This is a genomic window from Nocardioides immobilis, assembly GCF_003515065.1.
Classification (GTDB): domain Bacteria; phylum Actinomycetota; class Actinomycetes; order Propionibacteriales; family Nocardioidaceae; genus Nocardioides; species Nocardioides immobilis.
On record NZ_QXGH01000014.1, the window covers coordinates 172,309 to 198,639 of the forward strand.

Annotated in this window: 25 protein-coding genes and 1 pseudogene; 9 read left to right on the top strand and 17 right to left on the bottom strand. The window is 71.2% G+C overall.

The annotated features are described in order from the left end of the window. Nucleotides 1–67: 67 nt before the first annotated feature. The 3 genes and pseudogenes from hrpA to D0Z08_RS10955 all read right to left on the bottom strand — a co-directional run. Nucleotides 68–1,492, bottom strand: a pseudogene (gene hrpA / locus D0Z08_RS32950) (ATP-dependent RNA helicase HrpA); the annotation flags it as partial. Between the two features lie 163 nt (nt 1,493–1,655). Continuing rightward, nucleotides 1,656–2,552, bottom strand: coding sequence for a hypothetical protein (locus D0Z08_RS10950; RefSeq protein ID WP_118925270.1), 897 nt, complete (start codon nt 2,550–2,552; stop codon nt 1,656–1,658). Continuing rightward, the gene (locus tag D0Z08_RS10955) at nt 2,552–3,052 is read right to left on the bottom strand and encodes a SigE family RNA polymerase sigma factor (protein ID WP_118925271.1); all 501 of its coding nucleotides are present in this window, start codon (nt 3,050–3,052) and stop codon (nt 2,552–2,554) included. The genes D0Z08_RS10950 and D0Z08_RS10955 overlap by 1 nt, the downstream gene beginning before the upstream one ends. Nucleotides 3,053–3,281: 229 nt before the next feature. On the opposite strand from D0Z08_RS10955, the gene rocD reads away from it, so the two are divergent. Next, nucleotides 3,282–4,508, top strand: a complete 1,227-nt coding sequence (gene rocD, locus D0Z08_RS10960; protein ID WP_118925272.1) for an ornithine--oxo-acid transaminase — start codon at nt 3,282–3,284, stop codon at nt 4,506–4,508. A 62-nt stretch (nt 4,509–4,570) separates the two neighbouring features. After that, a complete protein-coding gene (locus D0Z08_RS10965; protein WP_118925273.1) occupies nt 4,571–4,783 on the top strand; it encodes a hypothetical protein in 213 nt (70 codons plus the stop codon). A 4-nt stretch (nt 4,784–4,787) separates the two neighbouring features. Here the strand turns inward: D0Z08_RS10965 and D0Z08_RS10970 are convergent, their stop codons facing one another. The 3 genes from D0Z08_RS10970 to D0Z08_RS10980 are packed head-to-tail and all read right to left on the bottom strand — an operon-like array spanning nt 4,788 to nt 6,851. Further along, the gene (locus D0Z08_RS10970) at nt 4,788–5,597 is read right to left on the bottom strand and encodes a hypothetical protein (RefSeq protein WP_147381397.1); all 810 of its coding nucleotides are present in this window, start codon (nt 5,595–5,597) and stop codon (nt 4,788–4,790) included. Next, on the bottom strand, nt 5,594–6,202 hold the full coding sequence (locus D0Z08_RS10975) for an RNA polymerase sigma factor (RefSeq protein WP_118925275.1): 609 nt from the start codon (nt 6,200–6,202) through the stop codon (nt 5,594–5,596). The genes D0Z08_RS10970 and D0Z08_RS10975 overlap by 4 nt, the downstream gene beginning before the upstream one ends. A 55-nt stretch (nt 6,203–6,257) precedes the next feature. Further along, nucleotides 6,258–6,851 (bottom strand): TetR/AcrR family transcriptional regulator, encoded by a 594-nt coding sequence (locus D0Z08_RS10980; RefSeq protein ID WP_118925276.1) that lies wholly within the window; start codon nt 6,849–6,851, stop codon nt 6,258–6,260. A gap of 49 nt (nt 6,852–6,900) precedes the next feature. On the opposite strand from D0Z08_RS10980, the gene D0Z08_RS10985 reads away from it, so the two are divergent. Together D0Z08_RS10985 and D0Z08_RS10990 are read left to right on the top strand one after the other, a co-directional pair. After that, nucleotides 6,901–8,448 carry a flavin-containing monooxygenase gene (locus tag D0Z08_RS10985; RefSeq protein WP_118925277.1) on the top strand — a complete coding sequence of 516 codons (1,548 nt, stop codon included), beginning with the start codon at nt 6,901–6,903 and terminating at the stop codon, nt 8,446–8,448. Next, on the top strand, nt 8,445–9,278 hold the full coding sequence (locus D0Z08_RS10990) for an SDR family NAD(P)-dependent oxidoreductase (RefSeq protein WP_118925278.1): 834 nt from the start codon (nt 8,445–8,447) through the stop codon (nt 9,276–9,278). The genes D0Z08_RS10985 and D0Z08_RS10990 overlap by 4 nt, the downstream gene beginning before the upstream one ends. 3 nt (nt 9,279–9,281) lie before the next feature. On the opposite strand, the gene D0Z08_RS10995 is transcribed toward D0Z08_RS10990, so the two are convergent. Continuing rightward, nucleotides 9,282–10,646, bottom strand: a complete 1,365-nt coding sequence (locus tag D0Z08_RS10995; RefSeq protein WP_245993867.1) for a threonine/serine exporter family protein — start codon at nt 10,644–10,646, stop codon at nt 9,282–9,284. 29 nt (nt 10,647–10,675) lie between these two features. Between D0Z08_RS10995 and D0Z08_RS11000 the strand changes: the two genes are divergently transcribed. After that, on the top strand, nt 10,676–11,191 hold the full coding sequence (locus D0Z08_RS11000; RefSeq protein WP_118925279.1) for a ribonuclease FAU-1 family protein: 516 nt from the start codon (nt 10,676–10,678) through the stop codon (nt 11,189–11,191). Nucleotides 11,192–11,246: 55 nt separating this feature from the next. Here D0Z08_RS11000 and D0Z08_RS11005 read toward each other — a convergent pair whose 3' ends face one another. The 4 genes from D0Z08_RS11005 to D0Z08_RS11020 form a co-directional block, all read right to left on the bottom strand. Then, on the bottom strand, nt 11,247–11,609 hold the full coding sequence (locus D0Z08_RS11005) for a hypothetical protein (RefSeq protein WP_182481268.1): 363 nt from the start codon (nt 11,607–11,609) through the stop codon (nt 11,247–11,249). A gap of 5 nt (nt 11,610–11,614) precedes the next feature. Further along, entirely contained in the window at nt 11,615–12,832 is a 1,218-nt protein-coding gene (locus tag D0Z08_RS11010; RefSeq protein WP_118925281.1) for a fatty acid desaturase family protein, read from the bottom strand. 15 nt (nt 12,833–12,847) lie between these two features. Next, nucleotides 12,848–13,936, bottom strand: coding sequence for a ferredoxin reductase (locus tag D0Z08_RS11015; protein WP_118925282.1), 1,089 nt, complete (start codon nt 13,934–13,936; stop codon nt 12,848–12,850). Nucleotides 13,937–14,011: 75 nt separating this feature from the next. Continuing rightward, on the bottom strand, nt 14,012–15,139 hold the full coding sequence (locus D0Z08_RS11020) for an FUSC family protein (protein WP_245993870.1): 1,128 nt from the start codon (nt 15,137–15,139) through the stop codon (nt 14,012–14,014). 40 nt (nt 15,140–15,179) lie between these two features. Between D0Z08_RS11020 and D0Z08_RS11025 the strand changes: the two genes are divergently transcribed. Beyond that, entirely contained in the window at nt 15,180–16,310 is a 1,131-nt protein-coding gene (locus D0Z08_RS11025; protein WP_118925284.1) for a glutamate--cysteine ligase, read from the top strand. Nucleotides 16,311–16,631: 321 nt separating this feature from the next. After that, a complete protein-coding gene (locus D0Z08_RS33715) occupies nt 16,632–16,739 on the top strand; it encodes a hypothetical protein (protein WP_425454050.1) in 108 nt (35 codons plus the stop codon). 88 nt (nt 16,740–16,827) lie between these two features. On the opposite strand, the gene D0Z08_RS11035 is transcribed toward D0Z08_RS33715, so the two are convergent. The 4 genes from D0Z08_RS11035 to D0Z08_RS11055 all read right to left on the bottom strand — a co-directional run bounded on the left by D0Z08_RS11035 (nt 16,828) and on the right by D0Z08_RS11055 (nt 21,789). Next, nucleotides 16,828–18,057 (bottom strand): DNA polymerase IV, encoded by a 1,230-nt coding sequence (locus tag D0Z08_RS11035; RefSeq protein WP_118925285.1) that lies wholly within the window; start codon nt 18,055–18,057, stop codon nt 16,828–16,830. A 74-nt stretch (nt 18,058–18,131) separates the two neighbouring features. After that, entirely contained in the window at nt 18,132–18,479 is a 348-nt protein-coding gene (locus D0Z08_RS11040; protein ID WP_118925286.1) for a hypothetical protein, read from the bottom strand. 148 nt (nt 18,480–18,627) lie between these two features. After that, nucleotides 18,628–20,217, bottom strand: coding sequence for an FG-GAP repeat domain-containing protein (locus D0Z08_RS11045; RefSeq protein ID WP_147381399.1), 1,590 nt, complete (start codon nt 20,215–20,217; stop codon nt 18,628–18,630). Between the two features lie 51 nt (nt 20,218–20,268). Next, nucleotides 20,269–21,789 carry an FG-GAP repeat domain-containing protein gene (locus D0Z08_RS11055; RefSeq protein WP_147381400.1) on the bottom strand — a complete coding sequence of 507 codons (1,521 nt, stop codon included), beginning with the start codon at nt 21,787–21,789 and terminating at the stop codon, nt 20,269–20,271. Nucleotides 21,790–21,888: 99 nt separating this feature from the next. Here D0Z08_RS11055 and D0Z08_RS11060 point away from each other — a divergent pair, with 99 nt between their 5' ends. Then, complete coding sequence (locus tag D0Z08_RS11060; protein WP_245993872.1) at nt 21,889–23,325, top strand: WS/DGAT/MGAT family O-acyltransferase; 1,437 nt, start codon at nt 21,889–21,891, stop codon at nt 23,323–23,325. Here the strand turns inward: D0Z08_RS11060 and D0Z08_RS11065 are convergent. Then, nucleotides 23,322–24,512, bottom strand: coding sequence for a site-specific DNA-methyltransferase (locus D0Z08_RS11065; protein WP_425454049.1), 1,191 nt, complete (start codon nt 24,510–24,512; stop codon nt 23,322–23,324). The two genes, D0Z08_RS11060 and D0Z08_RS11065, sit on opposite strands and share 4 nt — an antisense overlap. Nucleotides 24,513–24,561: 49 nt before the next feature. Here D0Z08_RS11065 and D0Z08_RS11070 point away from each other — a divergent pair, with 49 nt between their 5' ends. After that, entirely contained in the window at nt 24,562–25,827 is a 1,266-nt protein-coding gene (locus tag D0Z08_RS11070; RefSeq protein WP_118925290.1) for a phosphodiester glycosidase family protein, read from the top strand. Here the strand turns inward: D0Z08_RS11070 and D0Z08_RS11075 are convergent. Next, nucleotides 25,824–26,300 (bottom strand): hypothetical protein, encoded by a 477-nt coding sequence (locus tag D0Z08_RS11075; protein ID WP_118925291.1) that lies wholly within the window; start codon nt 26,298–26,300, stop codon nt 25,824–25,826. The two genes, D0Z08_RS11070 and D0Z08_RS11075, sit on opposite strands and share 4 nt — an antisense overlap. Nucleotides 26,301–26,331 lie beyond the last annotated feature (31 nt).

Below are 26,331 nucleotides of genomic sequence, written 5' to 3' on the forward strand. Positions count from 1 at the left end.
CTCGGCCGGCTGGTCGGCGCCCGGGCAGCTCCCGCGGGTCCTGGAGCGACAGCGCCGCGACGATCACGAGCACGTCCCGGACGCAGCCCAGCCGCTCGGCCTCGAGCAGCATCCGGCCGAGCCGCGGGTCGATCGGGAGCCGGGCCAGGCGCTGTCCCACCTTGGTCAGGCGCTCACCCCGGATCGCGCCGAGCTCCTCCAGCAGTTGCTGTCCGGCCTGGACGTTGCGCCGGTCCGGCGGCTCGAGGAACGGGAACCGCGCGATGTCGCCGAGTCCGAGCGCGGTCATCTGCAGGATCACCGACGCGAGGTTGGTGCGCAGGATCTCGGGATCGGTGAACTCCGGTCGTCCGTCGAAGTCCTCCTCGCTGTAGAGCCGGATCGCGACACCGGCCGCCACCCGGCCGCACCGCCCGGACCGCTGGTTGGCCGACGCCTGGCTGATCGCCTCGATCGGCAGCCGCTGCACCTTGGTCCGCGAGGAGTAGCGCGAGATGCGCGCGACGCCGGTGTCGACGACGTACCGGATGCCCGGCACCGTCAGCGACGTCTCGGCGACGTTGGTGGCGAGCACGACCCGCCGCCGCGAGCTGCGGGCCGGCGCGAAGACCCGGTGCTGCTCGGCGGCCGAGAGTCGCGAGTACAGCGGCAGTACGTCGATGCCGCGGGGTCCGTCGGCCAGCGGCTGCAGCGCCTCGGCCGTGTCCCGGATCTCGCGCTCGCCGGGCAGGAAGACGAGGACGTCGCCCGGCCCCTCGTGCCCCCGGGATTCAGCACTGAGCTCCTTGATCGCGTCGACGATCGCCTCGGTCTGGTCCCGGACGATCGGCTCGCCCTCCTCGTCGGCCTCGGGGAACGCCATGAGCGGCCGGTAGCGGACGTCGACGGGGTAGGTGCGGCCCGAGACCTCGATGATCGGCGCCGGCTTGCCGCTGCGGTCGGAGAAGTGCTCGGCGAACCGCTCGGGGTCGATGGTGGCGCTGGTGATGATCAGCTTGAGGTCGGGGCGCTTCGGCAGCAGCTGCTTGAGGTAGCCCAGCAGGAAGTCGATGTTGAGGCTCCGCTCGTGCGCCTCGTCGATGATGATCGTGTCGTAGCGCTTGAGCGACCGGTCGCGCTGCAGCTCGGCGAGCAGGATGCCGTCGGTCATCACCTTGACCCGGCTGGTCTTCGACGTACGGTCGGTGAACCTGACCTGGTAGCCCACCACCTCGCCCAGCTCGGTGCCGAGCTCCTCGGCGATCCGCTCAGACACCGAGCGCGCGGCGATCCGGCGCGGCTGGGTGTGCCCGATCATCCGCGGCCGGCCGTTCTCGTCGGGAGTGCCGCGGCCGAGCTCGAGACAGATCTTCGGCAGCTGGGTGGTCTTCCCCGACCCGGTCTCGCCGGCGACGATCACGACCTGGTGGTCGCGGATCGCCCGCGCGATGTCGTCGCGTCGGGCGCTGACCGGCAGCTCCGGCGGGTAGGTGATGTCCACGGCGGGACGCATTCTCCCCTGCCGGCCCGACGCGGTGCCATTCGCTTTCCGTCGCGCCGCCGAGGCACGTGCGCCGCCGAACGGACCGATCAGCTCCCCGGGGTCCGTTTCCCCGCCTCAGGAGACACATCAGTCTCAGCAGTCCCGAACGGTCCGTTCGGCGGCCGAGACCCCCTCAGCGGACGTGGGGCAGCGTCAGCGCGGGGTCGAGCAGGACGGCGAACAGCTCGTCGGACGTCCACGGGAGCGGCGGCTCGGGGTTGCCGATGTCGTTGACCTGGATGAGCGAGACGGTCTCCCCGTTGGACTTGTCGACGATCGCTCCGACGAGCTGGCCGTCACGCTCGAGGTAGCGCGCCTTCACGACGTCGTCGCGGCCCAGGTCGACCTCGTGGCACACCACCCTGCCGCCAGCACCGCCGTCGTCCCAGCCACCCTCCGGCGGCTGCCCCTCGGCGTGCTCCTGGTGGGGCGGGATGTCCTCGACGTCGAGCGAGAGCGAGGACCGGCCGTCGGGCGTCCGCAGCACGAAGTCGGCGCCGAGGAAGGACGGATCGATCGTGAACCCGGTGGCGCCGTCACCGGACGGCTCGGCGTCGCCTTGCATCAGGTGGTCCCGCGCCGCCGCGGTGAGGTCAGGGCCGCCGCCCGCGCCCTCAGGGTCGAGGCCGGCGAGCACCGCCGCCTCGTAGCCGGCGATCGCTTCGTCGACCTGCTCCGACGGGAAGCTGAAGGACTCGGATGGCTCGAACCCCCGGTCGGTGCCGCTGTCGCCCGAGACGGTGATCTCCGGCGGCCGCGGGTCCGGCGTGGCCGACGCGCTGGGGGAAGGAGGTCCCGCCGTCGCCGGGTCGATCGACCGCGCGTTGTCTTCGCCACCACCGGCGAGCGAGACCGCGCCGCCGGCCACCGCGGCGACCGCGAGAGCGGCACCGCCCACGGTGACCGCGCGCTGTCGTCGGAGGCCCGCCCGCCCGCGCCGTACGTCGTCGGCCGGATCGGTCGCCGGAACGGCGATCCCTCCTCCGGCCCGGTGCATCCGGTCGTGCAGCTGCTGCTCGAGGGTGTCCATCAGTGCGCTCCTTCAGAGGGTTCGGTCGCCAACAGGGTGCGGAGGGCGGCGAGGGCGGCCGACGTCTGGCTCTTGACCGTGCCGGCGCTGATGCCGAGGTCCGCAGCGGTCTCCTCGACGCTGAGTCCCCAGTAGTGACGGAGCACGACGATGCGTCGCTGCCCCACGGGCAGCTCCCGCAGCGCCGCGAACAGCGCGTCGTTGTCCTCCACCGGCGCAGCCGGCACCGAGGAGTCGGGCACGTCGTCCGAGTCGGGCACCTCGCGCCGCCACGGCCGCCGGTGCTCGTCGAGGTGGCTGTTGACCAGCGATCGCCGGACATAGGCGTCGACGGAGTCGGCCCGCTCGACGCGGTGCCAGGCGACGTACAGCTTGGTCAGCGCCGCCTGGACGACATCTTCGGCCCGATGCGGGTCACCGCACAGCAGGACCGCAGCCCGGTAGAGCTGGGGTCGACGCTGCGCGACGTACGCCGCGAACGCCTGGTCCCGCCGTGCCATCCCGTCTCCTCACGTCCCCGGACCCATCCGGTCCTGCATGGTTGACGGAGCGGAACCATCATCGGTTGGGACGGGCCCGAGATCGAGGGGCTGATGTCGTCGCATGCGATCCGCTGACGACTCACCGGGCATCCGTTACCGTGGTTTATAGATTGTCAGACAATCCGTGATAGACACTGGCCTGACAGGCTCGCCACGACAGGCACGGGCAGACGAAGGAGGCGGAAACATGAGCATCATCACCGGTACGACGAGCACGACCAGCACGCCGTCGGAGGTCGAGCGGGCAGAGGCCCGGACCGCCCACAATTACCACCCGCTTCCCGTGGTCCTCGCGCACGGCGAGGGAGCCTGGATGACCGACGTCGAGGGCCGCCGCTACCTCGACCTGCTCGCGGGCTACTCCGCGCTCAACTTCGGCCACAGCCACCCGCGCCTGGTCGCCGCCGCGCACTCCCAGCTCGACAAGCTGACGCTCACCAGCCGCGCGTTCATCCACGACGCGTTCGCCGACTTCTGCGCCGCGCTCGGTGACCTGTGCGGCAAGGAGCTGGTGCTGCCGATGAACACCGGCGCCGAGGCCGTCGAGACCGCGATCAAGGTCAGCCGCAAGTGGGGGTACGACGTCAAGGGCGTGCCCGCCGACCAGGCCCGGATCATCGTGGCCGGCGGCAACTTCCACGGCCGCACCACCACCATCGTCGGCTTCTCCGACGACCCCGACGCCCGCGACGGCTTCGGTCCCTTCACGCCCGGCTTCGACATGGTCCCGTACGGCGACCTCGCCGCCCTCGAGGCCGCGATCACCCCCCACACGGTGGCCGTCCTGATCGAGCCGATCCAGGGCGAGGGCGGCGTGATCATCCCGCCCGAGGGCTACCTGCGCGCGGTGCGCGAGGTCTGCACCCGGGAGGACGTCCTCCTCGCCGCCGACGAGATCCAGGCCGGCCTCGGCCGCACCGGCCGGACGTTCGCGTGCGACCACGAGGGCGTCGTGCCCGACCTCTACGTGCTCGGCAAGGCGCTCGGCGGCGGCATCATCCCGGTGTCCGCGGTCGTCGGCAACCGCGACGTGCTCGGCGTGCTCAAGCCCGGCCAGCACGGCTCGACGTTCGGCGGCAACCCGCTCGCCTGCGCGGTCGGCCACGAGGTGGTCGACATGCTGGCGACCGGCGAGTTCCAGGCCCGCGCGACCGACCTCGGCCTGGTGCTGCGCGAGCGGCTCGACGCGCTCGTCGGGCACGGCCTGATCGCCGTACGCTCGCGTGGCCTGTGGGCCGGGGTCGACATCGACCCCACGCTCGGCACCGGCCGGCAGATCTGCGAGCGGCTGATGGAGCGGGGCGTCCTCGCCAAGGACACCCACGGCTCCACCGTCCGGTTCGCTCCGCCGCTCGTCATCACCGACGAGGACCTGCACTGGGGCATCGACCAGCTCGCCGCCGTCCTCGGCTGACCCGAGCCCGCAACGGCTGAGGCCCGCCGCCCTGGGTACCTGCCTGGCAACAGGAGGTAGTCATGAACCGAGGCAGCGGCATCGGCGGCCTGATCGTGGTGATCTGGCTCTTGATCGGGGTGCTCGCCGCGTTCCAGCGCGGCTACTTCGGGCCTGACAAGGACGTCAACTGTCGAGACTTCGCCGACACGTCACTGACGATCATCGCGGGGCCGCTGAACTACTTCGGCGTGAACCCGAAGGTGGAGTGCAAGACCCCGAGGCCCTCGAAGTAGCGGGTTACGGCAGCGCGAACTCCGGGTCGGCGGCGGTCGCGACAAGGTCGTGGATCGTGAACTCGAAGCCGGAGACCGGCGTGACGGCGTTGTTGCCGAACAGCGGGTCCGCAAGGATCCCGACGGCGAGGCCGTCGGAGCGGGTGACGAGCACGGCCATCCGGTCGCCGTCGCCGGCCACCTCGGCCCTCTCGACGCCTGGCAGGCCCGAGTGGACGCCGTCCCAGACGTCGAAGGTCATCCCGACCTGACTGTCGCGTCGGGAAGTGCTCACCTCGACCTGGACCATCCCGAGGCCGTCCTCGCCGGCGACGTTCCACCCCAGCTTGGTACCGAGCGAGTCGAAGCCGCACTCCGGCGAGCCACCCGCCTGGATGTTGGTCACCCGGCGTTCGAGGTGCGCGTCGCGGGGATCGAGGTGCCGGACGAGGATGTCGCGGTAGGACTGCAGCGACGGAGCAACCGCGGGGTCACGCCACAGCGGGGTGGCGGCCCTGTCCCGCATCGACTGCTCCGGCTCCTCCGCCGTGATGTCGCCGCACACCGGCGTGGGCTGGGTGCTCGGCGTCGCGGTGCCGCTACCGGCGACGTCCAACGACCGCTCGGGCCGCTGGTCGGGAGCGCCGTTGTCACCGAGCCGGGTCACCGCGTAGCCGCCCCCGACCAGGCCCGCCACCACGGCCGCCGCCGCGACCGGCGCCAGCCAGCGCCGGGTACGGGTGTCGTCGGCGGTGATCGCCTCCATCAGCTCGGTACGACGCCGCGCCCTCGCCTCGTCGCTCAGCCGGCGCTCGGGGATCTGCTGGTCCATCATCGGTTCCTCTCCTCGTCGGATCGGCTCATGAGCTCGGCGAGACGGGTGCGCGACCGGGACAGCCGGCTGCGCACGGTGCCGACGGGGACGCCGATCACCTCGGCGGCCTGCTGGTAGGTCAGTCCGTCCCAGGCGACCAGCATCAGGATCTGCTGGTCGGGCTCCGGGAGCTGCTCCACGGCGGCGACGAGCTCGGCCATCCGGCGCTCGTCGTCGACCCGGCCGGCCACCGCGTCGGCGTGGTCGTCCTCGTGGACGCCGCCCTCGACGAGGTGCAGCTTGGCGCCCAGCGCGGTCTGCCGTCGTTGGCTGCGCAGGCTGTTGCGGCACACGTTGCCCGCCACGCCGTACAGCCACGGCAGCAGCTCACCGTCGTACGCCACCGCACGACCGCGGACCCGCCACACCTCGAGGAAGGCCGCCGCCATCGCGTCCTCGGCGACCGACCACGACGCCGTACGCCGGAAGCAGAAGTTGTAGATCCGGTCCGCGTAGCGGTCGTAGATCTCCCCCATCGCCTCCGGGTCGCCCGCCCGCAGCCGGGCCGCGAGGACGTCGTCGGTCACCCCGTCACTCTCGCGGATCCCGAGCTCACTTGCCTTCATGCCGGGTCATGTCCGGCACCGGCACGAGGGTTCCCGATCGAGGAGGACCCGTTGATCAGTCGAGGGTGGCGACCAGCGCCGGCAGCGCGTCGGTGACGATCTTCGCCAGCTCGTCGCGGGTCACGCCGTCCGGAGCGTCGCACCAGGCGAGCACCGTGTCCTCGACGAACGCCACCCAGCCGCGCACGACCAGGCGGGTCGCCGGGGTGTCCGCCAGCAGCGCGTCGACGCCGGGGGTCGCGAAGGTCCGGTCGATCATCGCCGCTCGGGCGTTCTCGTAGATGGCGCGCACGGTCTCGTTGCCGCCCGCGGCGGCCCGGACGAGCGAGCGGTAGCCCTCGTAGTTGGCGATCACGTAGTCGACGTACGCCGTCAGCGACGCCAGCAGCTTCACGATCGGGTCGTCGCCCTCCGGGGGCTCCGTCTGCGCGATCAGGTCGTCGGCTGCGCGTTGCACGACGGCCTCCCGGAAGCCCTGCTTGCTCCCGAAGTAGTGGTAGATCAGCCCGCGCGAGATCCCGGCCTCCTCGCTGAGCCGGTCGATGGAGATCTCGTCGATCGTGGTGCCGGCGAAGAGCCGCAAGCCGAGCTCGAGCAGCTGCTCGCGGCGCTGCTCGGGCGTGAGTCGGGTGCGGGTGGTGGCGGTCACGTGGACATTCTATTGACGAAAATTCAATAGCGCCAGTACGTTCGTCGGCATGGCCAAGAAGACCACCCCGAAAGCCGGCGCTCCATCGACCTCGCAGCTGGTCGACCACCTGATCATCGGTGCCGGGTTCGCCGGCCTCGCTGCCGCCATCAAGCTCGACCAGGCAGGCGAGAGCGACTTCGTCGTCATCGAGAAGGACAGCGACGTCGGCGGCACCTGGCACATCAACACCTATCCCGGCGCGGAGTGCGACGTCCCGAGCCAGCTCTACTCCTACTCGTTCGCGCTCAACCCGAGCTGGTCGAAGGTCTACTCCCCGCAGCAGGAGATCTGGGAGTACACCAAGCGGGTCGCCGAGGACGCGGACGTGCTCGACCGCTTCGTCTTCAACACCGCCGTCGTCGACGCGACGTGGGACGACACCGCGCAGCGCTGGCGGGTGACGACGACCGATGGTGAGTACGCCGCCCGCACGGTCATCTCCGGCTCCGGCGGCCTGTCCGAGCCGCGACTGCCCGAGATCGACGGCATCGACACCTTCCAGGGCGAGGTCTTCCACTCCGCCCGCTGGAACCACGACGTGGACCTGACCGGCAAGCGGGTCGCGGTCATCGGCACCGGCGCCTCGGCGGTCCAGCTCGTCCCCGAGCTGCAGAAGACTCTGCAATCGAGTGGCGGCCATATCGACGTCTACCAGCGCACCCCGAACTGGATCATCCCCCGCAACGAGCGCCGCTTCACCGCCATCGAGAAGGCCGCGTTCAAGCACGTGCCCGGCCTCCAGCGCGCGGCCCGCGCCGCGGTCTACGCGACCCTCGAGGGCCGGGTGCCGGCGTTCAACCGCTTCCCCGCGCTCCTCCAGCTCGCCGAGAGGCAGGGCAAGCAGAACATCGCCAAGGCGATCCAGGACCCGGAGCTGCGGGCCAAGGTCACGCCCGACTACCGCGCGGGCTGCAAGCGGATCCTGATCTCCAACGCGTGGTATCCCGCGCTCGCCTCCGACAACGTCGACCTGGTCACCGACTCGATCGCCAAGGTCACCGGCGACGCGATCGTCACCGCCGACGGCGTCGAGCGGCCGGTCGACGTACTCGTCGTCGCCACCGGGTTCTACGTCACCGAGCCGCCGATCGCCCAGCACGTCACCGGCCGCGACGGCCGGACCCTGGCCGAGGTGTGGGACGAGCACGGCATGGCCGCCTACAAGGGCACGACCATCCACGGCTTCCCGAACCTGTTCCAGCTCGTGGGGCCCAACACCGCGCTCGGGCACTCGTCGATGATCTTCCAGATCGAGTCCCAGGTGCGCTACGTCGTCGACGCGGCCCGCACCATGCGGCGCGAGGGCCTCGGCGCGGTCGAGCCCACCGCGGCCGCGCAGGAGGAGTGGACCTCGGCCATCCAGGAGCGGATGGGTCCGACCGTGTGGACCACCGGCGGCTGCGCCAGCTGGTACCTCGACAAGTTCGGCAACAACACGACGCTGTGGCCGGGCCAGACCTTCACGTTCCGCGCACATCTGTCCCGCTTCGACGTCGACCAGTACGACACTTACACCCGAGCCCCGCTCACCACTGCCGAGGAGGCACTCGCATGAAGTCGCTGCAGGACAAGGTCGTCGTCATCACCGGAGCCGGCTCCGGGATCGGCCGCGCACTCGCCCTGAACCTCGCCGACAAGGGCGCCCGGCTCGCACTGTCGGACGTCAACGAGGAGGGCCTCGCCGAGACCGTCGTCCTCGCCGAGAAGGCGGGCGCCGAGGTCCGCAGCGACCGCCTCGACGTCGCCGACCGTGCGGCGTTCGAGACGTACGCCGCCGCGATCGCCGCCCACTTCGGGCAGGTCAACGTCGTGATCAACAACGCCGGCGTGGCGCTGGCCGGCGACTTCGTCGACCTCGAGATGAAGGACATCGACTGGATCATGGGGATCAACTTCTGGGGCGTCGTGCACGGCTCGAAGTTCTTCCTGCCGCACCTGATCGAGTCCGGCGACGGCCACCTGGTCAACATCTCCTCCCTCTTCGGGCTGGTCTCGATGCCGGGCCAGAGCATGTACAACGCTTCGAAGTACGCCGTCCGCGGCATGACCGAGGCGATCCGCGAGGAGATGCTGATCTCCGGCCACAAGGTCGGCGTCACGGCCGTCCACCCCGGTGGCATCAAGACCGCGATCGCCCGCAACGCCCGGGTGTCCGAGCACGAGGACAAGGCCGCGACCGCCAAGCTCTTCGACGAGAAGCTGGCCCGGATGACCCCGGAGCGGGCTGCCGAGATCATCGTCAAGGGCATCAAGAAGAACCAGGCCCGGGTGCTCGTCGGCCTCGACGCCCACGCGCTGCACACGTTCGGCAAGCTCGCCGGCTCGCGCTACCAGGACGTCGTCGCGTTCGGCTCGAAGCGGATCCTGCCCGCGAAGCCCCTCTGACGGCTACTCGTCCCCGGACGGTCCCCGGCCCCGCTGGCGTCGCCGGCGGTACCGGGTGACGCCGACCAGCCGCGGCCCGGCCAGCCGGGTCTCGACCCGGCGGGCCTCGCGCTTGACGGGCTGGGCGACGTACTCCCCCAGGATCACGCCGGCCGCGAGCGCCGTGGCCACCGAGGCCGCGGTCACCATCGCCAGCAGGCCCTGGGCCGGCGCCGGGTCGGCGTTCGCCCCGAGGAGCGAGAGGCCGCGGTAGATCGACAGACCGGGCAGCAACGGCACCACGGCCGACACCACGACGACCAACGGCGGGACCCGCAGCCGCCCGGCGAGGGTGTAGCTGACCAGGCCGACGGCGAACGCCGCGATGCCGACCGCCCAGGGTCGTCCGAAGTCCTGGCCGGCGACCGCTTCGGTGATGGCGAGCGCGCCTCCCGCCAGCAGGCCGATCGGGGCGAGCGTCCGCAGCGGCGCGTACGACGAGAACGAGAACGCCGCCGCCGCGACGGCGGCTCCGAGCGCCGCGACCGTGACGCCGACCAGGTCCGTGCGCGCGGGCTCCAACGGAGGCAGGCCGAGTCCGACCGCGGTGGCGAAGCTGAGCCCGCCGCTGACGCCGGCGATGATCCCGGCGGTCGCGAGCACCGCCTCGAGCAGCCGCGCACTTCCGGTGACGTAGAAGCCCGACATCGCGTCCTGGATCGCTCCCATGAACCCGATGCCGGCGAGCAGCATGATGATGTTCGCGGTGACCACCAGGGAGGCGTCCATGGTGACGAGCGGCTCGGTGGCACGAGTGGCGGCCGCCGCCAGCACGGTCGCGACCGCGCCGCCCGCGATCTGCTGGTAGAACACCGGCACCCGGCGCTTCGTCAACGCGTGCTGGAGCCGGTCGATCGCCACCGCCGCGACGAAGGCGACCGCGAGCACAGCGGGGCTGCCGCCCAGTTGCAGGGCGATCCCCGCACACATCACGCCCCAGCCGACGGTCGCGGCCCACCGCGGCCGGGCGTGGCCGGAGGACGCGATCCGGGCGATCTCCGCACGCGCCTCGCGCAGGCCCGTCCGCTCCGCCACGACGTCGCGGACCAGGTGGTCGACCTTGGTCAGGTCGTCGTAGTCGATCTCCCGCTGGGTCACCGACCGGATCTGCACGATCGCCGGCTCGTCCGGCTCGGCCTGCGCGCTCATCGCCAGCTGCGTGAACGTCACATCGACCTCGGTCCGCCGTACGCCGAGCGCGTGCGCGACCGCTCGCATCGTGGCCGTGACGTCGGCAGCGCCTGCACCCGACGCGAGCAACATCTCGCCGACCCGCAGGCAGAGGTCGAGGCGCTGCGTCAGCTCCCGGGCATCGACCATGCGCGCCATGCTGGCACGCCTCTGGTAGACACCGTTGCGTGACTCCCGACCAGCCGATCCGGGTCGTGATGACCAAGTGGGGCGACCGGCCGCACTGGGAGTACGACGCCGTCTACCTCGGCAGCGACCAGCACGGTGACTGGCTCGGCTGCCCGGTCGGCACCTTCTACCGCCGGCCCGGGATGGAGTTCGTCGCGCCGTTCGCCGGGGTGGTGCTGGTGCCGGCGGGTGGGGAGGCCCACCTGGCGGCGTTCAACGACGAGCATGCGAAAGCCTGGACGTACGTCGACATGACCACCCCGCCGGTGTGGGACGGCACGACCCTGCGCGCCGTGGACCTCGACCTCGACGTGGTGAAGAGGCAGGACGGCACCGTGTACCTCGATGACGAGGACGAGTTCCTCGAGCACCAGACCACCTTCGGCTATCCCCCGGAGGTGGTCGCGATGGCCGAGCGCTCCGCCGCCCAGGTGCTGGCCGCCGTACGAGCGGGGGCAGCGCCGTACGACGGCACGGCCGACGCCTGGCTGGTGCGGCTCATGCGTCGTACCTGAAGTTCCGGCCCTGAAATCGGCGAAATAGGGGCCGAAAGTTCAGGTACGACGCGCGCTACGACGGGCTGCTGAGCACCGAGTTCGGCTGGAAGGTCGGGCGCCGGTCCACGTCCTCGCGGGACGGGCGGACGAACTCGAAGCCCGCGGTCGCGACGACCTCCCACCCGGGATCGGCGCCGGGGTCGCGGAGCAGGGCGTCGGCGCAGGCACGGTGCAGCGGCGGGGCGTGGAAGGCGTTGCGGCCGACCTCGTCAGGCGTGCCGACGAAGACCACCGGCCGGCCGAGCGACTCCGCACAGACGCCACAGATCCGGCTCAGCGCGCACTGGGTGACCCGACGGCCGACCAGCTCCCCCAGCCCACCTTCGGGCGAGGGGTCCCAGGCGAACGGGCCGTCCATGCCGTTCGGCGTCTGCATCGCCATCAACCCCGTGCCTCCGAGTGCGAGCGGGACCACCCTCCGAGCTCGGTCCGGCGCGAGGGACGCTCGTCGTCGCCGCGGCGCTTGCGGTCGTGCGGCGGGGTCGGCGGCTCGGGCTGGTCGCTGCTGGTCCACGAGTTCGGCAGCGAGAGCTTCAGGATGGTGCGCAGCGCCTGGCCGTACTGCCGGTAGAGCGGACCGGTCGTGTAGGGGATGTCGTACTTGGCAGCAAGCGCCTGGACCTTCTCCGAGATCTCGGGATACCGGTTGCTCGGCAGGTCCGGGAAGATGTGGTGCTCGATCTGGAACCCGAGGCTGCCCGACAGGACGTGCAGCATCCGGCCGCCCTCGAAGTTGGCGGAGCCGAGGATCTGCCGCAGGTACCACTCCGCGCGAGTCTCGTCCTCGATCTCCTCCTCGGTGAAGTGCACCGCGCCGTCGGGGAAGTGGCCGCAGAAGATGATCATGTAGGACCACAGGTTGCGCGTGATGTTGGCGGCGACATTGGCCGTCAGCACGGACTTCCACTGCTTGCCGGCGAGCGGCGGGTAGACGACGTAGTCCTTGAGGACCTGGTTGCGACCCTTGCGGAAGATCTGCTTGAGCTGCCGCTTCATCTCCTTCGGGTCCTTCTCGCCCTTGCGGATCCGCTCGATGTCGAGGTCGTGGAGGGCGACGCCCCACTCGAACAGGGTCGCGAGCAGGCTGTTGTAGATCGGCTGCCCGAGGTTGTACGGCGACCACTTCTGCTCACGCGCCATCCGGAGGATGCCGTAGCCGATGTCGTTGTCGTAGCCGAGCACGTTGGTGAACTGGTGGTGGATGTAGTTGTGCGAGTGCTTCCACTGCTCAGCGGGCTGTGCGGTGTCCCACTCCCAGTTGGACGAGTGGATCTCCGGATCGTTCATCCAGTCCCACTGCCCGTGCATGACGTTGTGGCCGATCTCCATGTTCTCGAGGATCTTGTGCAGCCCCAGGAGACCGGCGCCCAGGACCCACGCCGGCTTGCGGGTCTCCTTGAACTGGGTGCCCACCAGCAGCGTGACCCGACCGGCAGCGGCGAGGGCACGCTGGACCCTGATCATCCGGTTGATGTACGCCGCGTCGGACTCGCCGCGCGACTCCTCGATCTCTGCGCGGATGGCGTCGAGCTCACGGCCGAGCTGGTCCACCTCCTCCTCGGTGAGGTGGGCGTACTCCTTCACGTCTGAGATGGCCATGTGGTGTCTCTCCAATCAGATGTCGAGCGTGCAGTCGCCTACGGCGGCGGTGCAGCAGGTCTGGACGGGTTCGTTGGGGCTGTCGTACTCGTCGCCGTTGCGCAGGTCGCGCACCTTGCCCGAGAGCAGCGTCAGCGTGCAGGTGTGGCAGATGCCCATCCGGCAGCCGTAGGGCATGCCGACGCCGGCCTCTTCGCCGGCTTCGAGCACGGTGGTGGCGCCGTCGGCCTCGATGGTCTTGCCCGAGTTCTGGAAGGTGATGGTGCCCCCCTCGCCGCCCTCGCCACCGAGCTCGAGCGAGAACCGCTCGAGGTGCAGGTGCTCCTCGAGGTCGTTCTCCTCGTAGTGCTCGGTGATGGCGTCGAGCATCGGGCCCGGGCCGCAGGCGTAGGTCTCGCGCTCCCGCCAGTCCGGGCAGACGTGGTCGAGCTCGGCGAGGTCGAGCATGCCGTCCACGTCGGTGTGGAGCCGGTGGATGGTCAGCCCGTCGTGCTTCTGCTCGAGCCGGTCGAGCTCCTCGCGGAAGATCATCCGGTCCTCGGTCGGCGAGGAGTAGTGCATGACGACGTCGGGCATCGCTCTGCCGTTTTCTTGGGAGCGCCGGTCGAGCGTGCGGAGCATCGCCATCACCGGCGTGACCCCGCTACCGCCGACAAGGAAGAGGATCCGCCGGGGTGGGGGGTCGGGGAGGACGAAGTCGCCTTCCGGGAGTGCGAGCCGGACGATGGTGCCCGGCTCGAGGCCCTTGACCAGGTGGCTGGAGAGCTTCCCCTCCGGCATGGCGCGCACGGTGATCGTGATCGTGCCGCGCCGCCTCTCGGGCGGCGAGCTGACGGAGTACGAGCGCCACTGGAATTTGCCGTTGACCTGGATGCCGATGCCGACGTACTGGCCGGGCTTGTGGTTGTAGCGCCAGCCCCAGCCGGGTTTGATCACCAGCGTCGCGGCGTCCTCGGTCTCCGGGATCACGGTCTCGACCCGTCCGCGCAGCTCTCGCGCGCTCCAGAGCGGGTTCACCAGTCGGAGGTAGTCGTCCGGGTGGAGCGGCGTCGTCAGCTTGGACGCCGACCGACGCACGCGTTCCCAGGGAATCGTGCTTGTCATAGGTTCCAGAGAACAACTGTGCACCGAAGAGTTCAACCCGAATACCAAACCGGGTGCTGGGTAGTGGCGGCCGGCTCAGCGTCGCGGCGGTGGCAGCGCGTCCGTCGACTCGAGCTGCCCCATCCCGGTGACGAGCAGCAGGTCGACCACGATCGAGCGCAGCTGGGCGAGGATCGCATCGCCGGCGAGCGACTCGCTCCGCTCGACCAGGCTGGTGGCCTGACCGACGGCGAGCACCTGGGGGCGAGCGGCTTCCGGTAGCCGTTCGGCGGCGAGCTCGTCGGCGACCGCCTCGACGGCCAGTGCGAGGTCGGCCGTCAGGTCGGCGTACGACGACGGCACCGGCCGGTGCCGGTACGTCGCCACCGCCGTCTGCCGCACGAGGACGCGGGTGCTGCGCAGGGCGCGGTCGAGCGGATCGACGAGCTCCACCATCCGCCGCACTCCGGCGCGGTGACGACGGCGGAACGGCGAGGACCGGACGACCGACATCCCCTCGTCCGCGGCTGCCTGGAGCTCGCGGACCATCCGGTCGGTGGCGCGGGCGTCGGCCAACAGGTCGAGCGCCGGGTCGGGCTCCCCGTCGAGCATCACGTGGCTCGCGGCCCGGAGCAGCTCGGCGATCTTGTGCGCGACCTTCGCGGCCTGCTCGCGGGGCCTGCGGAGCGGGGCCGCCGGCACCGCGGTCGCCGCGACGAGCGCGACCGCCCCGCCGATGAGGGCGTCGGTCCACCGGGTGAGCGCCGCGTCGGGTTCGGGCACGAGCGTCGCGACGACGATGGACTGCACCGCGGCCTGGGTGACGAAGAGGGTGCCCGCGTCGAGGAGCAGGGCGGTCGACATCGCGAGCCCGACGATGAGCGCGAGCTGCCACGCCCCGGAGCCGATCCAGATCACGAGCACGTCGGCGACGAAGACCCCGATCGCCACCCCGAGTGCGACCTCGACGATGCGCCGGTGGCGCTGCCCGTACGACGTCCCGAGCGACACCACCGCCGCAATCGGTGCGAAGAAGGGGGTGTCGTGCTCGAGCAGGTCGGCAGCGACCCACCAGGCTACACCGGCCGCGATCGCGCACTGGACGATCGCGAAGAGCTTGCCGCGCCACCGCTGCACCCGGCCCCGCACCGACAGCCGGCTGCGCTCCCACAACCTGTCCAGCGGCGCCTCCACCCGCCGATCGTCCCAGACGACTCGCTCCACGCCGAGCCACGCACCTGGCGATGTGTGGAACGCTGGGCCTGTGCGGATCGACTTCCATGGTTCCCCGGAGCCGACCCTCGGCGTGGAGTGGGAGTTCGCCCTCGTCGACCGCCGTACCCGCGACCTGCGCAACGACGCGGCGCACCTGTTCGCCCGGGCGAAGGCGCGGATGCCCGATCCCGGACGGCTCCACAAGGAGCTGCTGCGCAACACCGTCGAGGTCGTGACCGGCATCTGCCACACCGTCCCCGAGGCGATGGCCGACCTGCGTCGCGCACTGGAGTACGTCGTACCGGCCTGCGACGAGCTCGACCTCGACCTGTACGGCGCCGGCACCCACCCGTTCGCGTCCTGGACCGGGCAGCAGCTGACCGAGGGCCACCGCTACGAGGAGCTCATCAACCGCACCCAGTGGTGGGGCCGGCAGATGCTGATCTGGGGCGTGCACGTGCACGTCGGGATGCCCGAGAAGGAGCGGCTGATGCCGGTGCTGTCGGCGCTGCTCAACTGGTACCCCCACCTCCAGGCGCTGTCCGCCTCCTCCCCCATCTGGGCCGGCGTCGACACCGGCTACGCGTCGAACCGGGCGCTGATGTTCCAGCAGCTGCCGACCGCCGGCCTGCCGTTCCAGTTCGAGCGGTGGGAAGAGTACGAAGCGTTCGTCCACGACCAGCTGGTCACCGGCGTGATCGAGGAGCTCAGCGAGATCCGGTGGGACGTCCGCCCGGCGGTCGGTCACGGCACCCTCGAGAACCGGGTCTGCGACGGCGTCTCCACGTTCTCCGAGATGGCCGCCCTGGTGGCGCTGATGCACTGCCTGGTCGTGTGGCTCGACGAGCGCTGCGCCGCCGGCGAGACGCTCCCGACGATGCCGCCGTGGCACGTGCAGGAGAACAAGTGGCGGGCCGCCCGGTACGGCGTCGACGCGATCATCATCCTCGACGCCGCCTCCAACGAGCGGCTGGTCACCGAGGACCTCGCCGAGCTGGTCGTCCAGCTCGAGCCCGTCGCGGAGCGGCTCGGCTGCTCCGCGGAGCTCGCCTCCGTGCTCGACATTCCGACGCGCGGGGCGTCGTACCAGCGTCAGCGCGCGGTCGCCGAGCGCACCGACGGGGACCTGGTCGCGGTCGTGGACTCCGTGGTCCAGGAGCTGCGCAACGATCTGCGCTGACCGCCGCCGCCTCGTCCTCGGGGACGACCTTGCGGCGTTCGAGCGCCGAGCACGGCCCGCCGATGCTTGTCTTCCCGTGCCGCGGCTCCTCGGCTCGGGATCGATGATCCGCGACGGCATGCTCAGATCGCCTGAGACCTGATCCAGAGGGGTTGCCACCATGATCGATCGCCGGGTCCTTGCGTCCATCGTCAGCCTTGGCCTGAGCGTCCCGCTCGCTCTCGGACCCGTCGGAGGCAGCCGTCTGCCCAGGCCACCTGGGCCACCGCCGACGCCAACCAGACGTACGCCACGGCCAGTGCCGAAGCGGTCACGGGCGCGATCGCGGCCGGCGCCAACCACACCTGCGGCGTACGTGCCACCGGGGTGCTCGCCTGCTGGGGCCGCAACCACGCCGGCCAGACCGTGGTGCCCCACGACTTCGGGTGAGACCGGGGTTGGCCTGGTCACCAGCGACCGGCGAACGGACCGATCGGTACAGGTGTGACCAATGTGCTCGGTGAGGTGCCTCGCAGACTCAGTCGACCTTGATCGGTCCGTTCTTGGGCTGCTGCCCCTCGGCGCCTGAGGACGGAGCGGGACCGGCGTCGCCCTCCGGAGGCGTCATCTCGAGCCGGACACCGAGCAGCCGTACCGGGCGGTCCTTCTCGACGCGGTCGAGCAGGGCGACCGCCTCGGCCGCCAGCAGGTCCGGATCGGTGGTGGGCTCGGCGAGCTTGTGGCTGCGAGTGAGGGTGAAGAACGGCCGGTAGCGCAGCTTCAGCTCCACCCGGACCGCAGGGCGGCCCTCGGCCTGGATGTCGGCCACCACCCGACGGGCGATCCGGTCGACCTCGCTCTCGACGTCGGCCCAGTCGGCCAGGTCCTCCTGGAACGTCTCCTCGCGGCCGTGCCCGCGGGCGACGTACGGCGTCGCGTCGACCTCGCTCGACGCGACTCCGCGTCCCAGCCGGCGCAGCCAGGGCCCCGTCGTCGGGCCGAGCTGCGCGGCGAGCAGCTCGGGGTCCGCACGCGCGAGGTCCTCGACGGTGACGATCCCGAGCAGCGCCAGCTTGTCTGCGGTCTTCTTGCCGATGCCCCAGAGCGCGCTGGTCGGGCGGGCGCCCATCTCGTCGTACCAGCTGTCGTCACTGATGACGTAGGTGCCGCGACCGCGCTGCTGGCCACCCGGGCCCGACTCCTCGCCGATCCCGGCGCCGGCCTCACGCGCCACGGCACCCTCGACCCGCTGCTTGGCGAAGCCCGTAGCGAGCTTCGCCTGGAGCTTGTTGTCGCCGATGCCGACGGCACTGGCCAGTCGCGTCCGGTCCAGCAGCGTCGTCCGGATGCGCTCGGCGAACACCACCGGGTCGCCGAGGTCGCCGTGGTCGGGCCCGGGTCCGACGAACGCCTCGTCCCACCCGAGCACCTCGACCAGGACGGGCACCCCGCCCCACTCCAGGCCGCGGAGCACCGCCATCACCTCGGCGCTGGCGGCGTCGTACGCCCCTGCGTCGACCGGCAGGAAGACCGCCTCCGGGCTGGCGTTGCGCAGCTTGCGGACGGCGAGGCGCAGTGGCATCCCGGAGCCGACGCCATAGCGGCGGGCCTCGTAAGACGCCGTCGACACCACGCCCCGCTCGGTCGGGTCGCCGCGGCCACCGACGACCACCGGGAGCCCGGCGAGCTCGGGCCTGCGGAGGACCTCGACCGCGGCGATGAACTGGTCGAGGTCGACGTGCAGCACCCAGCCCGCCGGTCCGGTCATGCGTCGATGGTGCCATCCAGCGGCGACGGTCTCCTGACGGTCGCTGCGCGACCTCCTCGACCAACGGGTGCCCGTTACAGCAGCGAGCGGTAGTAGTCGGTGGTCTCCCGGAAGCCGGCGAGCGCGCGGTACCACGTGCGGGTGCTGACCCGGCACCGGATACGGCGCACCAACCGGTCGTACTCGTTGCACTCGGCGGTCGTCTCCGAGTCGGTGGGCGGGAACTCCCAGGAGCCGTCGTAGTGCTCGATGCTGAAGCCGTTGGCCGCGTCGCCCTCGACGTGGACGATCGTGTCCGCGGGTGGCACGTAGGGCTCGGTCAGCGTGGCCGCAGGGTCGGCCGCTGCGGAGGCGGCGAGACCTCCGACGGCGAGGAGGGCGAGCAGGAGGGCGGCGATGCGCCGCAGGACGAGGTCGGACATGGGAGCTCCCGAGGGTCAGGCGCCGGCGAGTTCCGGCGTCGCGACGGGACGTTAGGAGCGCGACCCGACCACGACGTCGCGCCGGCGCCTTCGCTGTGGACGAAGGGACACCGGCGCGTTGCCGGTGGACGGTTGCTGGTCCGGGCCGCTACTGAGTCGGGTAGTAGTCGACCTGGCAGTAGTCGCCCGAGCAGTCGGGCAGGTCGGCCCACTTGGTGGGCGTGTCGATCCCGCCCTCGGCGTCGGCCACTGCCGACCAGACTCCGAAGAAGCTGTAGTCGTCGATATCCACGCTAGTGAACACCAGGTCGTCGAGCTGGTCGCCGTTGAGGTCGACGGCGGTGACCGCGTCCAGCACGCCGTCGCCGGCGACGCCGTACTGCACGGTGTCGCCCGTCGGCCGCATCGTGGTGCCGTCGTACTCGTAGAGGACGAAGGTGTCCTCGTAGTAGTTGTCGGTGACGAGGGTGTCCGTGCCGTCGCCGTCGAAGTCGCCGACGGTGTACTCCTCGTCGTACAGCGCCTCCTCGACCGGCCCGATGCCGCCGATGTCGAACGACGGACCGTCGGCGATCAACGGCACCACGCCGAAGTCGCCGTACCAGTAGTAGTCGTCGAAGTCGCCGCGGACCAGCGGCTCGTCCGGGACGACCGCGAGCGCGTCGTCGGCGCCGTCTCCGTTGTAGTCACCGACGATCAGCTGGGTGGAGCCGTACGACGCGTTCGGGAGCGCCGCCCACATCGCCGGCTCCTCGAATCCCTCGCCGGAGTTGCGCATCACCCAGACAGCCACCTGGCTGCGGTGCCGCTGGCCGTAGGCGGCGATGTCGGTCAGGCCGTCGCCGTCGAAGTCGCCGAAGACGGCCTTGATGCCCTGCACCTTGAACCACAGGTCGAAGTCCTGCGTCTGCCCGAGCTCGCTGTCCTCGACGTCGAACTGCAACGTGCCGTTGGCGTTGAACCAGGACGCGATGTCGCTGCCGCCATCGCCGTCGAAGTCGGCGACGACGAGCGTCTCCTCCTGCTGCACCGGCTCCTGGGCCATCTCGAAGGACCCGTCGGCGTTGGTGAGCGTCAGCCGGTTCTCGGTCTCGTCGTAGAAGCGGCCGACCACGTCGCCGAGCCCGTCGCCGTTGATGTCGCCGCGGACCGCGCCGCCCTCGGTGGTGGTCGTCGTCTCGGTCGGCTCGGTGGTCTCCTCTCCGCCGCCCTTCGAGGCGCTGTCCTTGTCGTCGTCGGACCACGGCTGCACCACGAGGAGCGTCACGACCGACGCGATGACCACGATCAGCACGACGGCCAGTGCCACCCACAGCCACAGCAGGCTCTTCTTCTGCCGGGGCGGCGTCGGGTACGACGGACCGCCCGCGCTGCCGTACGGCGACCCTGGTGGCGGCCCCTGCGGCGCCCCGGCGCCGGGCGGCGGGCCGCTGGGTGCCACCTGGCCCGGGCCCGCGTTCGGAGAGACCGGCCGGAACTGGGTCGGCGGTGCCGAGCTCCCGGCCGGCGCGCCGGAGGACTGCGGTGCCCACGGCGAACGCTGTCCTCCCCCGGCAGGCGGCGCCTGGGCGGGCGGCGCCTGGGCGGGCGGTGCCGAGGGGTTGGGCCACTGGGGCGACGCCGGCGGCACCTGCCGCCGGTCCGCGGTCCACGCGAACCCGTCCCAACGGCGCTCCCAGCCCGGTCCGTCCGGATACCAACCTGGTGGCGCTGCCGAGCCCCCGTCACCGTTCGTCATGGCGAGATCGTCCCACGCCCCGCGGTCCGACAAGCAGCAGATGCAGTGGTCTCAGTAGCTGTTCTGGAAGTAGAACGAGCACGCGCGCGCCCGGCACCGCGGCGTCGGCGCCCACACGTCACGCGGGTCGACGGACGGACGCCCGAGGCTCAGCACCCGGAACCCGCCGTACTCCCGACCGCGGCCGGCGTACGTGGTGTAGACGACGTCGTCGTCCCGATCGCCGTCGACGTCGGACACGACGGCGTCGACGATCTCGCCGTCGCCGTCGCCCCGCGCCGCAATCCGCCGATCGAGCACCAGGCGCTCCCCGTCATGGCGCAGCCCCGTGACCTCGATCCCACGACGGCCGGCACCGATCAGCAGCACCCGCGGCGTCCCGTCGCCCGTGAAGTCGCCGACCACCGCCTCGGCGTCGTCGGCGAAGGCGGTGGGGCGCTCGAGCGGTCCGGGGATGAACGCGCTGCCCGTCGACAACAGGAACGAGAAGCCGAACCTGACCGGGTCCCTCCGCTGCCGCGTGCCGTCCATCGGCACCCGGACCGCGAGGTCGGTGAGACCGTCACCGGTGAAGTCGGCCGGGAGCACTGTGGTCAGCGCGTAGGTCGTGCTCGGGACCCGCATCCACTCCTCCGGTGCGGAGAACCGGCCGTCGTCGTTGCGGATCACCCAGACCGACACGGTGCCCGGGTGCTCCACGCCGTAGGCGACCAGGTCGACGGCGCCGTCGCCGTCGAAGTCGCCGGGCTTCAGGGTGACGAACGGCTGGCGCTCGTCGAGCCGGAGCCGGAGGTTGAGCTCGCGGAAGTCCATGTCCTCGGACGTGATCGTGAGACCGCCCCCCAGCTGGTAGCTCCAGGAGATCTCGTCCAGCGCCCCGTCGCCGTCGAAGTCCGCCCACGTCCGGTCGTCGAAGGCCGCCGCCGGCTCACGGCCGACCTTGAACGAGGTCCCCGTGCTCGACAGCACCACCCGGTCGATGATGTCGCCCGACCCGATGACGGCGGCAGCGTCGCCGTACCCGTCGCCGTTGAGGTCCGCGGTCACCGGTCCCGACGCGCCCGGAGGCGTCGGCGTCGCGCTGACCTCCGGCTCGGACGGGACGGGCTCCGGCTCGGTGGACTGCTCGCCCTGGTCCGACGGCGCGGAGTCGCGCGGCTCTGCCGTGGTGTCGCGATCGCTGCTCGGGTCGTCGTCCCACGGCTGGACGACGGCCAGCGTCGCGGCGGAGCCGACGACGAGGACGGCCACCGCGGCGAGGGTCACCCAGAGCCAGGCCAGGCTCCGTCGTACCGGAGGAATCGGGAAGTACGGCGACGCGGGCGGGGGTGGCGGCGGAGGCGGCGGCGCTGCCTCGACCGGCTCAGGGGCCACCGGCTCGGGCACGACCGGATCGGGCGCCACCGGTTGGGGGGCCCGGGCGCGCGGCGGTTGGGCCGGCCACTCCCCCGGCTGGACGGTCTGCAGCTGGTCCGGGGTGGAGACCTGTCCGGGCGGTGCCACCGGGCGCGGTGGAGGCCGCGTGGGATCGTCGTCCGGCGTGGGTACCCCGGGCGGTTGCTCGCTGCTCACGGGCGGCATCCTTCCACTCGGAGGCCGGCACGAACCCACCCCCTTGTGGCGACGGTCACCAGGCGGAAGGATCAGCGGCCCACGACGAAAGGTGCTCACGTGGTCTCACTGCCCAAGCCTCGGCCGATCGACCCGCCCTCGGCGGCCTTCCTCCTCGCTGAGAGCAAGAACCAGCCGATGCACGTCGGCGGGCTCCAGCTCTTCGAGAAGCCGGAGGACGCGGGGCCGGACTTCGTCCGCGAGCTCTTCGACCTCGCGATCTCGAGCGGCGACGAGGTGAGGCCCCTCTTCCTCAAGCACCCCTACCGCTCCGTCAAGACCGCGGGCCAGCTCTTCTGGCGGGAGGACGAGCAGTTCGACATCGAGCACCACGTCCGCCACAACGCCCTGCCGAGCCCCGGCCGGATCCGCGAGCTCCTGGAGCTGTGCTCGCGCCTGCACAGCACCCGGCTCGACTGGGAGCGCCCGCTGTGGGAGGCCCACCTGATCGAGGGCCTCGCCGACGGCCGGGTCGCGATGTACACCAAGATCCACCACGGTCTCGTCGACGGCATCTCGGCGATGCGGCTGATGCAGAGCACCCTGTCGACCAATCCCGACGATCGCGACATGGCCGCGCCGTGGGCGAAGCGGCCGGCCCCCTCCCGCCCGAAGCCCGAGCCGGAGACTCCGATGGCCGAGGCCGCGCGCGGTCTGGCCGGGCTCCCCGCCGACGCGCTCCGGACGGCGCTCGGCGTCACCGCGGAGGCTGCCGGCATGCCGGGCGCGCTGATCAAGACGCTCTCCAAGGGCATGCGCAACGAGACGTCGACGATGTCGCTGCACACCCCGCGCACGATGTTCAACCGCAACATCACCAGTGCGCGGCGGTTCGCGGCGCAGGACTGGCCGATCGAGCGGCTCCGGGCGATCGGCAAGGCGACCGGGTCGACGATCAACGACGTGGTGCTCGCGATGTGCGGCGGCGCGATCCGCACCTACCTCATCGAGCACGACGCGCTCCCCGACGCGCCGCTGGTGGCGATGGTCCCGATCGGGCTCAAGGCGAAGGAGTCCCACCTGCCGTCGGCCGAGGGCGGCAACGCGGTCGGCGCTGTGATGGCCCGGCTCGGCACCGACCAGGCCGACCCCGCCGACCGGCTCAAGGCGGTCCAGAAGTCGATGAAGGACGGCAAGGACGCGCTCAAGTCGCTCACCCCGGTCCAGATCCTCGCGATGAGCGCGATCGGCCAGGCGCCGGCACTGCTCGGTCCGGCACTGAAGATGCAGGGCATCATCCGGTCGCCGTACAACCTGATCATCAGCAACGTCCCCGGCCCCCGCTCCACCCACTACTGGAACGGCGCCAAGCTGGTCGGCAACTACCCGCTGTCGATCCCGATCAACGGCATGGCGCTCAACATCACCTGCACGTCGTACGACGGCAACATGGGCTTCGGTCTCACCGGCTGCCGGCGGACCGTGCCGCACCTGCAGCGGCTGCTGACCTTCCTCGACGACGAGATCGGCGCGCTGGAGAAGGCGGCGGGGATCTAGCTGTCCGCCCGCCGCGCTTGTCGGGGCGCCTCGACAAGCTCGGCGTACGTCGCTCCCTCGACTCGCGCAGCGACGGCCTGCAGCCGGGCGCGGGTGATGTCGGCGACGGTGCGGTAGCCGGCCAGGTCCGCGTTGGAGCCCGCACGCACCGGCTCGGCGAGGTTGATCGAGAGGCAGGTACGGCGCCCGCCGTCCGCTGCGTTGGCCAGCGCGACCGCGTGCCCGGTCGTCCCGCTGCCGGCGAAGTAGTCGAGCACCCGGACGTCGTCCGGCATCGTGTCGAGGATTCGCCGCACCAGCCCGGTCGGCTTCGGCGACTCGAAGACGTGGCCGAGGACGTCCTTGAGCTCCGCGACGGCGGTGTCGGTGGAGCCGATCTCCTCGGCGAGCCAGATCGTGCGTAGCTTCTTGCGGCGCGCGCCGCCGGTCGGATGCCGCCAGTCGCGCTGGAAGACGTCGATCCGATCGCCGGCCACTCCCCGGACGCGTCGGCAGACGAGGTCGTCAGGGCGCTCGTCGATCCGCGGCCGGGACCAGCGCCAGACCGCGGGCGAACCGTCGCCGAAGACCGGCTTGATCTCGACCGCGCCCGGGAACGGCGTCGTCCGCACCTCGCCGGTGTCGGGGTCGCCCCAGATCGCGAAGTGCAGGGTCGGCGCGGTCAGCGGGTTGAACTTCTTGTTGGTGTTGCGCAGCGGCAGCCGCCGGTAGCGACGGCCGTCCTCGGCCACGAGCGGGAAGTCGGCCTCGACCACCAGGTCGGCGCTCGACGCGTCGAGCACGCACTTCCGCGGGTCCTTGGCGTAGGCCAGCAGGTACTCGTGCGAGGTCGCGAAGCCGCTCCCCAGCTGCCGTCCCTTGGGGTTGAGGTTGACGACGATCTGCGCGAGGAAGGCCTGCTCGCCGTAGATCTCGTCCATCAGCAGCCGCAGGTGCGCGGCCTCGTGGTCGTCGATGCTGACGAAGACCGCGCCGGTGTCGGCCAGCACCCGCCGTCCGGCCTCCAGCCGCGGTCGCATCATCGCGGTCCACGCCTGGTGCCCGGCGAAGCGGTCGCGATAGGCGAAGGCGCTGCCGGTGTTGTAGGGCGGGTCGATGTAGATCAGGTCGTACGACGCCGCAGGCAGGCCGGCGAGCACCGCGAGGTTGTCGCCCTCGGTGAAGGAGTTGCAGGGACCCGTCGACACGCGACCCATCATCCCGGACAGGACCGTCAGATTTCTTAACCTGGGACCCATGCGTCCTCGGCTGCCGGAACTGCTCGTGCTCGCACTCCTGGCGACCGCTGGCGCGCTGGTCTTCGTCGACTCGGACCCGTCCGACCCGCCCGAGCCGCCCGCCGCCGAGCAGGCAGCCGCTCCCGAGGTCGCGCCCGCCCCGGACCCCGACGACCCCCACACCTGGCAGACCTCCGACCAGGTCCCGGGAGAGATCGCACCCGACCTGGTGCCCGGCCAGCGGGTGGTCCTCGGCCGGACCAAGCGGTACAGCTACCAGCCGTCGCCCGGCGTGAGCGTGACCGCGTGGGACGCGCGGACCCAGCGCGGACCGGTGCACTACTTCGTGACCCGGGTCAACTGGACGACGCCGGGCCTGACGATCGACTACGCGCACGGCAAGCGGGTCCGTCGTACGCAGACGGTCACCGAGATGATCTCCGGCACGCCCGACGTCGTCGCCGGCATCAACGGCGACTTCTTCGACATCAGTGACACCGGGGCGCCGCTCGGCGTCGGCCACGAGCACGGCGGCAGGCTCTGGCACGCCATCGACGACGGGTGGAACAACGCGCTGTCGGTCAACACCAACGGCAAGTGGCACGTCGGCGAGCTGCCGATGGTCGCCTGGGTGGCGCGGCATCCCGAGATCGTGGTCACCAACTACAACTCGCCGCGGGTCAAGATCGGCGGCACCGGCATCTACGACTGGCGGTTCGGCCGTGCGGCGGGCTACGGCTGGACCGACAGGCAGCGTCGGCAGGTGCGGCTGGTGCAGATCGTCGACGGCAAGGTGGTCCGCAACGTCGATCGCCTGCCCGACGACGTCGGCATCAAGGGCACGTTCCTCATCGCGCGCGGCGACAAGGCCGAGGACAAGCTGCAGGCGCTCAGGGTCGGTACGTCGCTCCGGGTCCGGCACCGCCTCGACGGTCCGATCGCGATGGCCCTCACCGGCAACTCCCTGCTGCTCAAGAAGCGGCAGCTGCTGGTCTCCGACGACGGCGAGATGCACCCGCGTACGGCGGTCGGCGTCGATCGCGACACCAAGCAGCTGATCTTCCTCGTGGTCGACGGGCGCCAGGACTTCAGCCGCGGCTACACGATGTGGGAGACCGCCAAGATGCTGAAGCGGCTCGGCGCCGAGGACGCGCTCAACCTCGACGGCGGCGGGTCCACCACCCTCGCGGCGGTCCGTCGCGGCCGGCTCCGGGTCCTCAACTCGCCCTCGGACGGCGCGCAGCGCGCGGTGCCCAACGGGCTCGAGGTCACCTACAGCCCCTAGCGCGGCAGGTCGAGCACCGCGACGCTGGTCACGGGTGCGAAGCACTCCTGGTGCGGGTTGACGACCTTGCCGGGCGTGACGACGAACGCCTCGCCGTCGGTCGTGACGGTGGCCGAGGGCGGCTCGTCGCACGAGATCTCGATGACGGCGAGGCCCAGCACCCGGTCGTCGGCCAGCGGGTGCGCGTCGATCGCGTCGGTGAGGTCCCCGACGAACGGCGAGGAGTCGAACTGCCTCAGGTAGCGCTCGAGGTCCTGGTCGTCCTGGATCACCGTCGCCGTCGCCGCCACGTCGCCGTCGACAGCGGAGCCGGAGACGATGTCGACGACCTGCGGGTCGGCCGAGTCCGTCTGGCCCTGGGTCGTCCGGCCCTGGGTCGCCGGGTCGTCCGCGCGGTCGTCGGGCTCCTCGCCGCACGCCGTCAGCGCGGTGAGTGCGGTGAGGACGAACAGGGATCCGACCAAGCGCCTCATGATGAGTGGGACGGTAGCGCGCAGGTGCCGG

Excerpts from the sequence above, each read along its gene's own strand:
- D0Z08_RS10950 (WP_118925270.1), bottom strand. The coding sequence starts at position 2,552 with ATGGACACCCTCGAGCAGCAGCTGCACGACCGGATGCACCGGGCCGGA.
- D0Z08_RS10955 (WP_118925271.1), bottom strand. The coding sequence starts at position 3,052 with ATGGCACGGCGGGACCAGGCGTTCGCGGCGTACGTCGCGCAGCGTCGA.
- rocD (WP_118925272.1), top strand. The coding sequence starts at position 3,282 with ATGAGCATCATCACCGGTACGACGAGCACGACCAGCACGCCGTCGGAG.
- D0Z08_RS10965 (WP_118925273.1), top strand. The coding sequence starts at position 4,571 with ATGAACCGAGGCAGCGGCATCGGCGGCCTGATCGTGGTGATCTGGCTC.
- D0Z08_RS10970 (WP_147381397.1), bottom strand. The coding sequence starts at position 5,597 with ATGATGGACCAGCAGATCCCCGAGCGCCGGCTGAGCGACGAGGCGAGG.
- D0Z08_RS10975 (WP_118925275.1), bottom strand. The coding sequence starts at position 6,202 with ATGAAGGCAAGTGAGCTCGGGATCCGCGAGAGTGACGGGGTGACCGAC.
- D0Z08_RS10985 (WP_118925277.1), top strand. The coding sequence starts at position 6,901 with ATGGCCAAGAAGACCACCCCGAAAGCCGGCGCTCCATCGACCTCGCAG.
- D0Z08_RS10990 (WP_118925278.1), top strand. The coding sequence starts at position 8,445 with ATGAAGTCGCTGCAGGACAAGGTCGTCGTCATCACCGGAGCCGGCTCC.
- D0Z08_RS10995 (WP_245993867.1), bottom strand. The coding sequence starts at position 10,646 with ATGGCGCGCATGGTCGATGCCCGGGAGCTGACGCAGCGCCTCGACCTC.
- D0Z08_RS11005 (WP_182481268.1), bottom strand. The coding sequence starts at position 11,609 with ATGCAGACGCCGAACGGCATGGACGGCCCGTTCGCCTGGGACCCCTCG.
- D0Z08_RS11010 (WP_118925281.1), bottom strand. The coding sequence starts at position 12,832 with ATGGCCATCTCAGACGTGAAGGAGTACGCCCACCTCACCGAGGAGGAG.
- D0Z08_RS11015 (WP_118925282.1), bottom strand. The coding sequence starts at position 13,936 with ATGACAAGCACGATTCCCTGGGAACGCGTGCGTCGGTCGGCGTCCAAG.
- D0Z08_RS11035 (WP_118925285.1), bottom strand. The coding sequence starts at position 18,057 with ATGACCGGACCGGCGGGCTGGGTGCTGCACGTCGACCTCGACCAGTTC.
- D0Z08_RS11040 (WP_118925286.1), bottom strand. The coding sequence starts at position 18,479 with ATGTCCGACCTCGTCCTGCGGCGCATCGCCGCCCTCCTGCTCGCCCTC.
- D0Z08_RS11045 (WP_147381399.1), bottom strand. The coding sequence starts at position 20,217 with ATGACGAACGGTGACGGGGGCTCGGCAGCGCCACCAGGTTGGTATCCG.
- D0Z08_RS11070 (WP_118925290.1), top strand. The coding sequence starts at position 24,562 with ATGCGTCCTCGGCTGCCGGAACTGCTCGTGCTCGCACTCCTGGCGACC.
- D0Z08_RS11075 (WP_118925291.1), bottom strand. The coding sequence starts at position 26,300 with ATGAGGCGCTTGGTCGGATCCCTGTTCGTCCTCACCGCACTCACCGCG.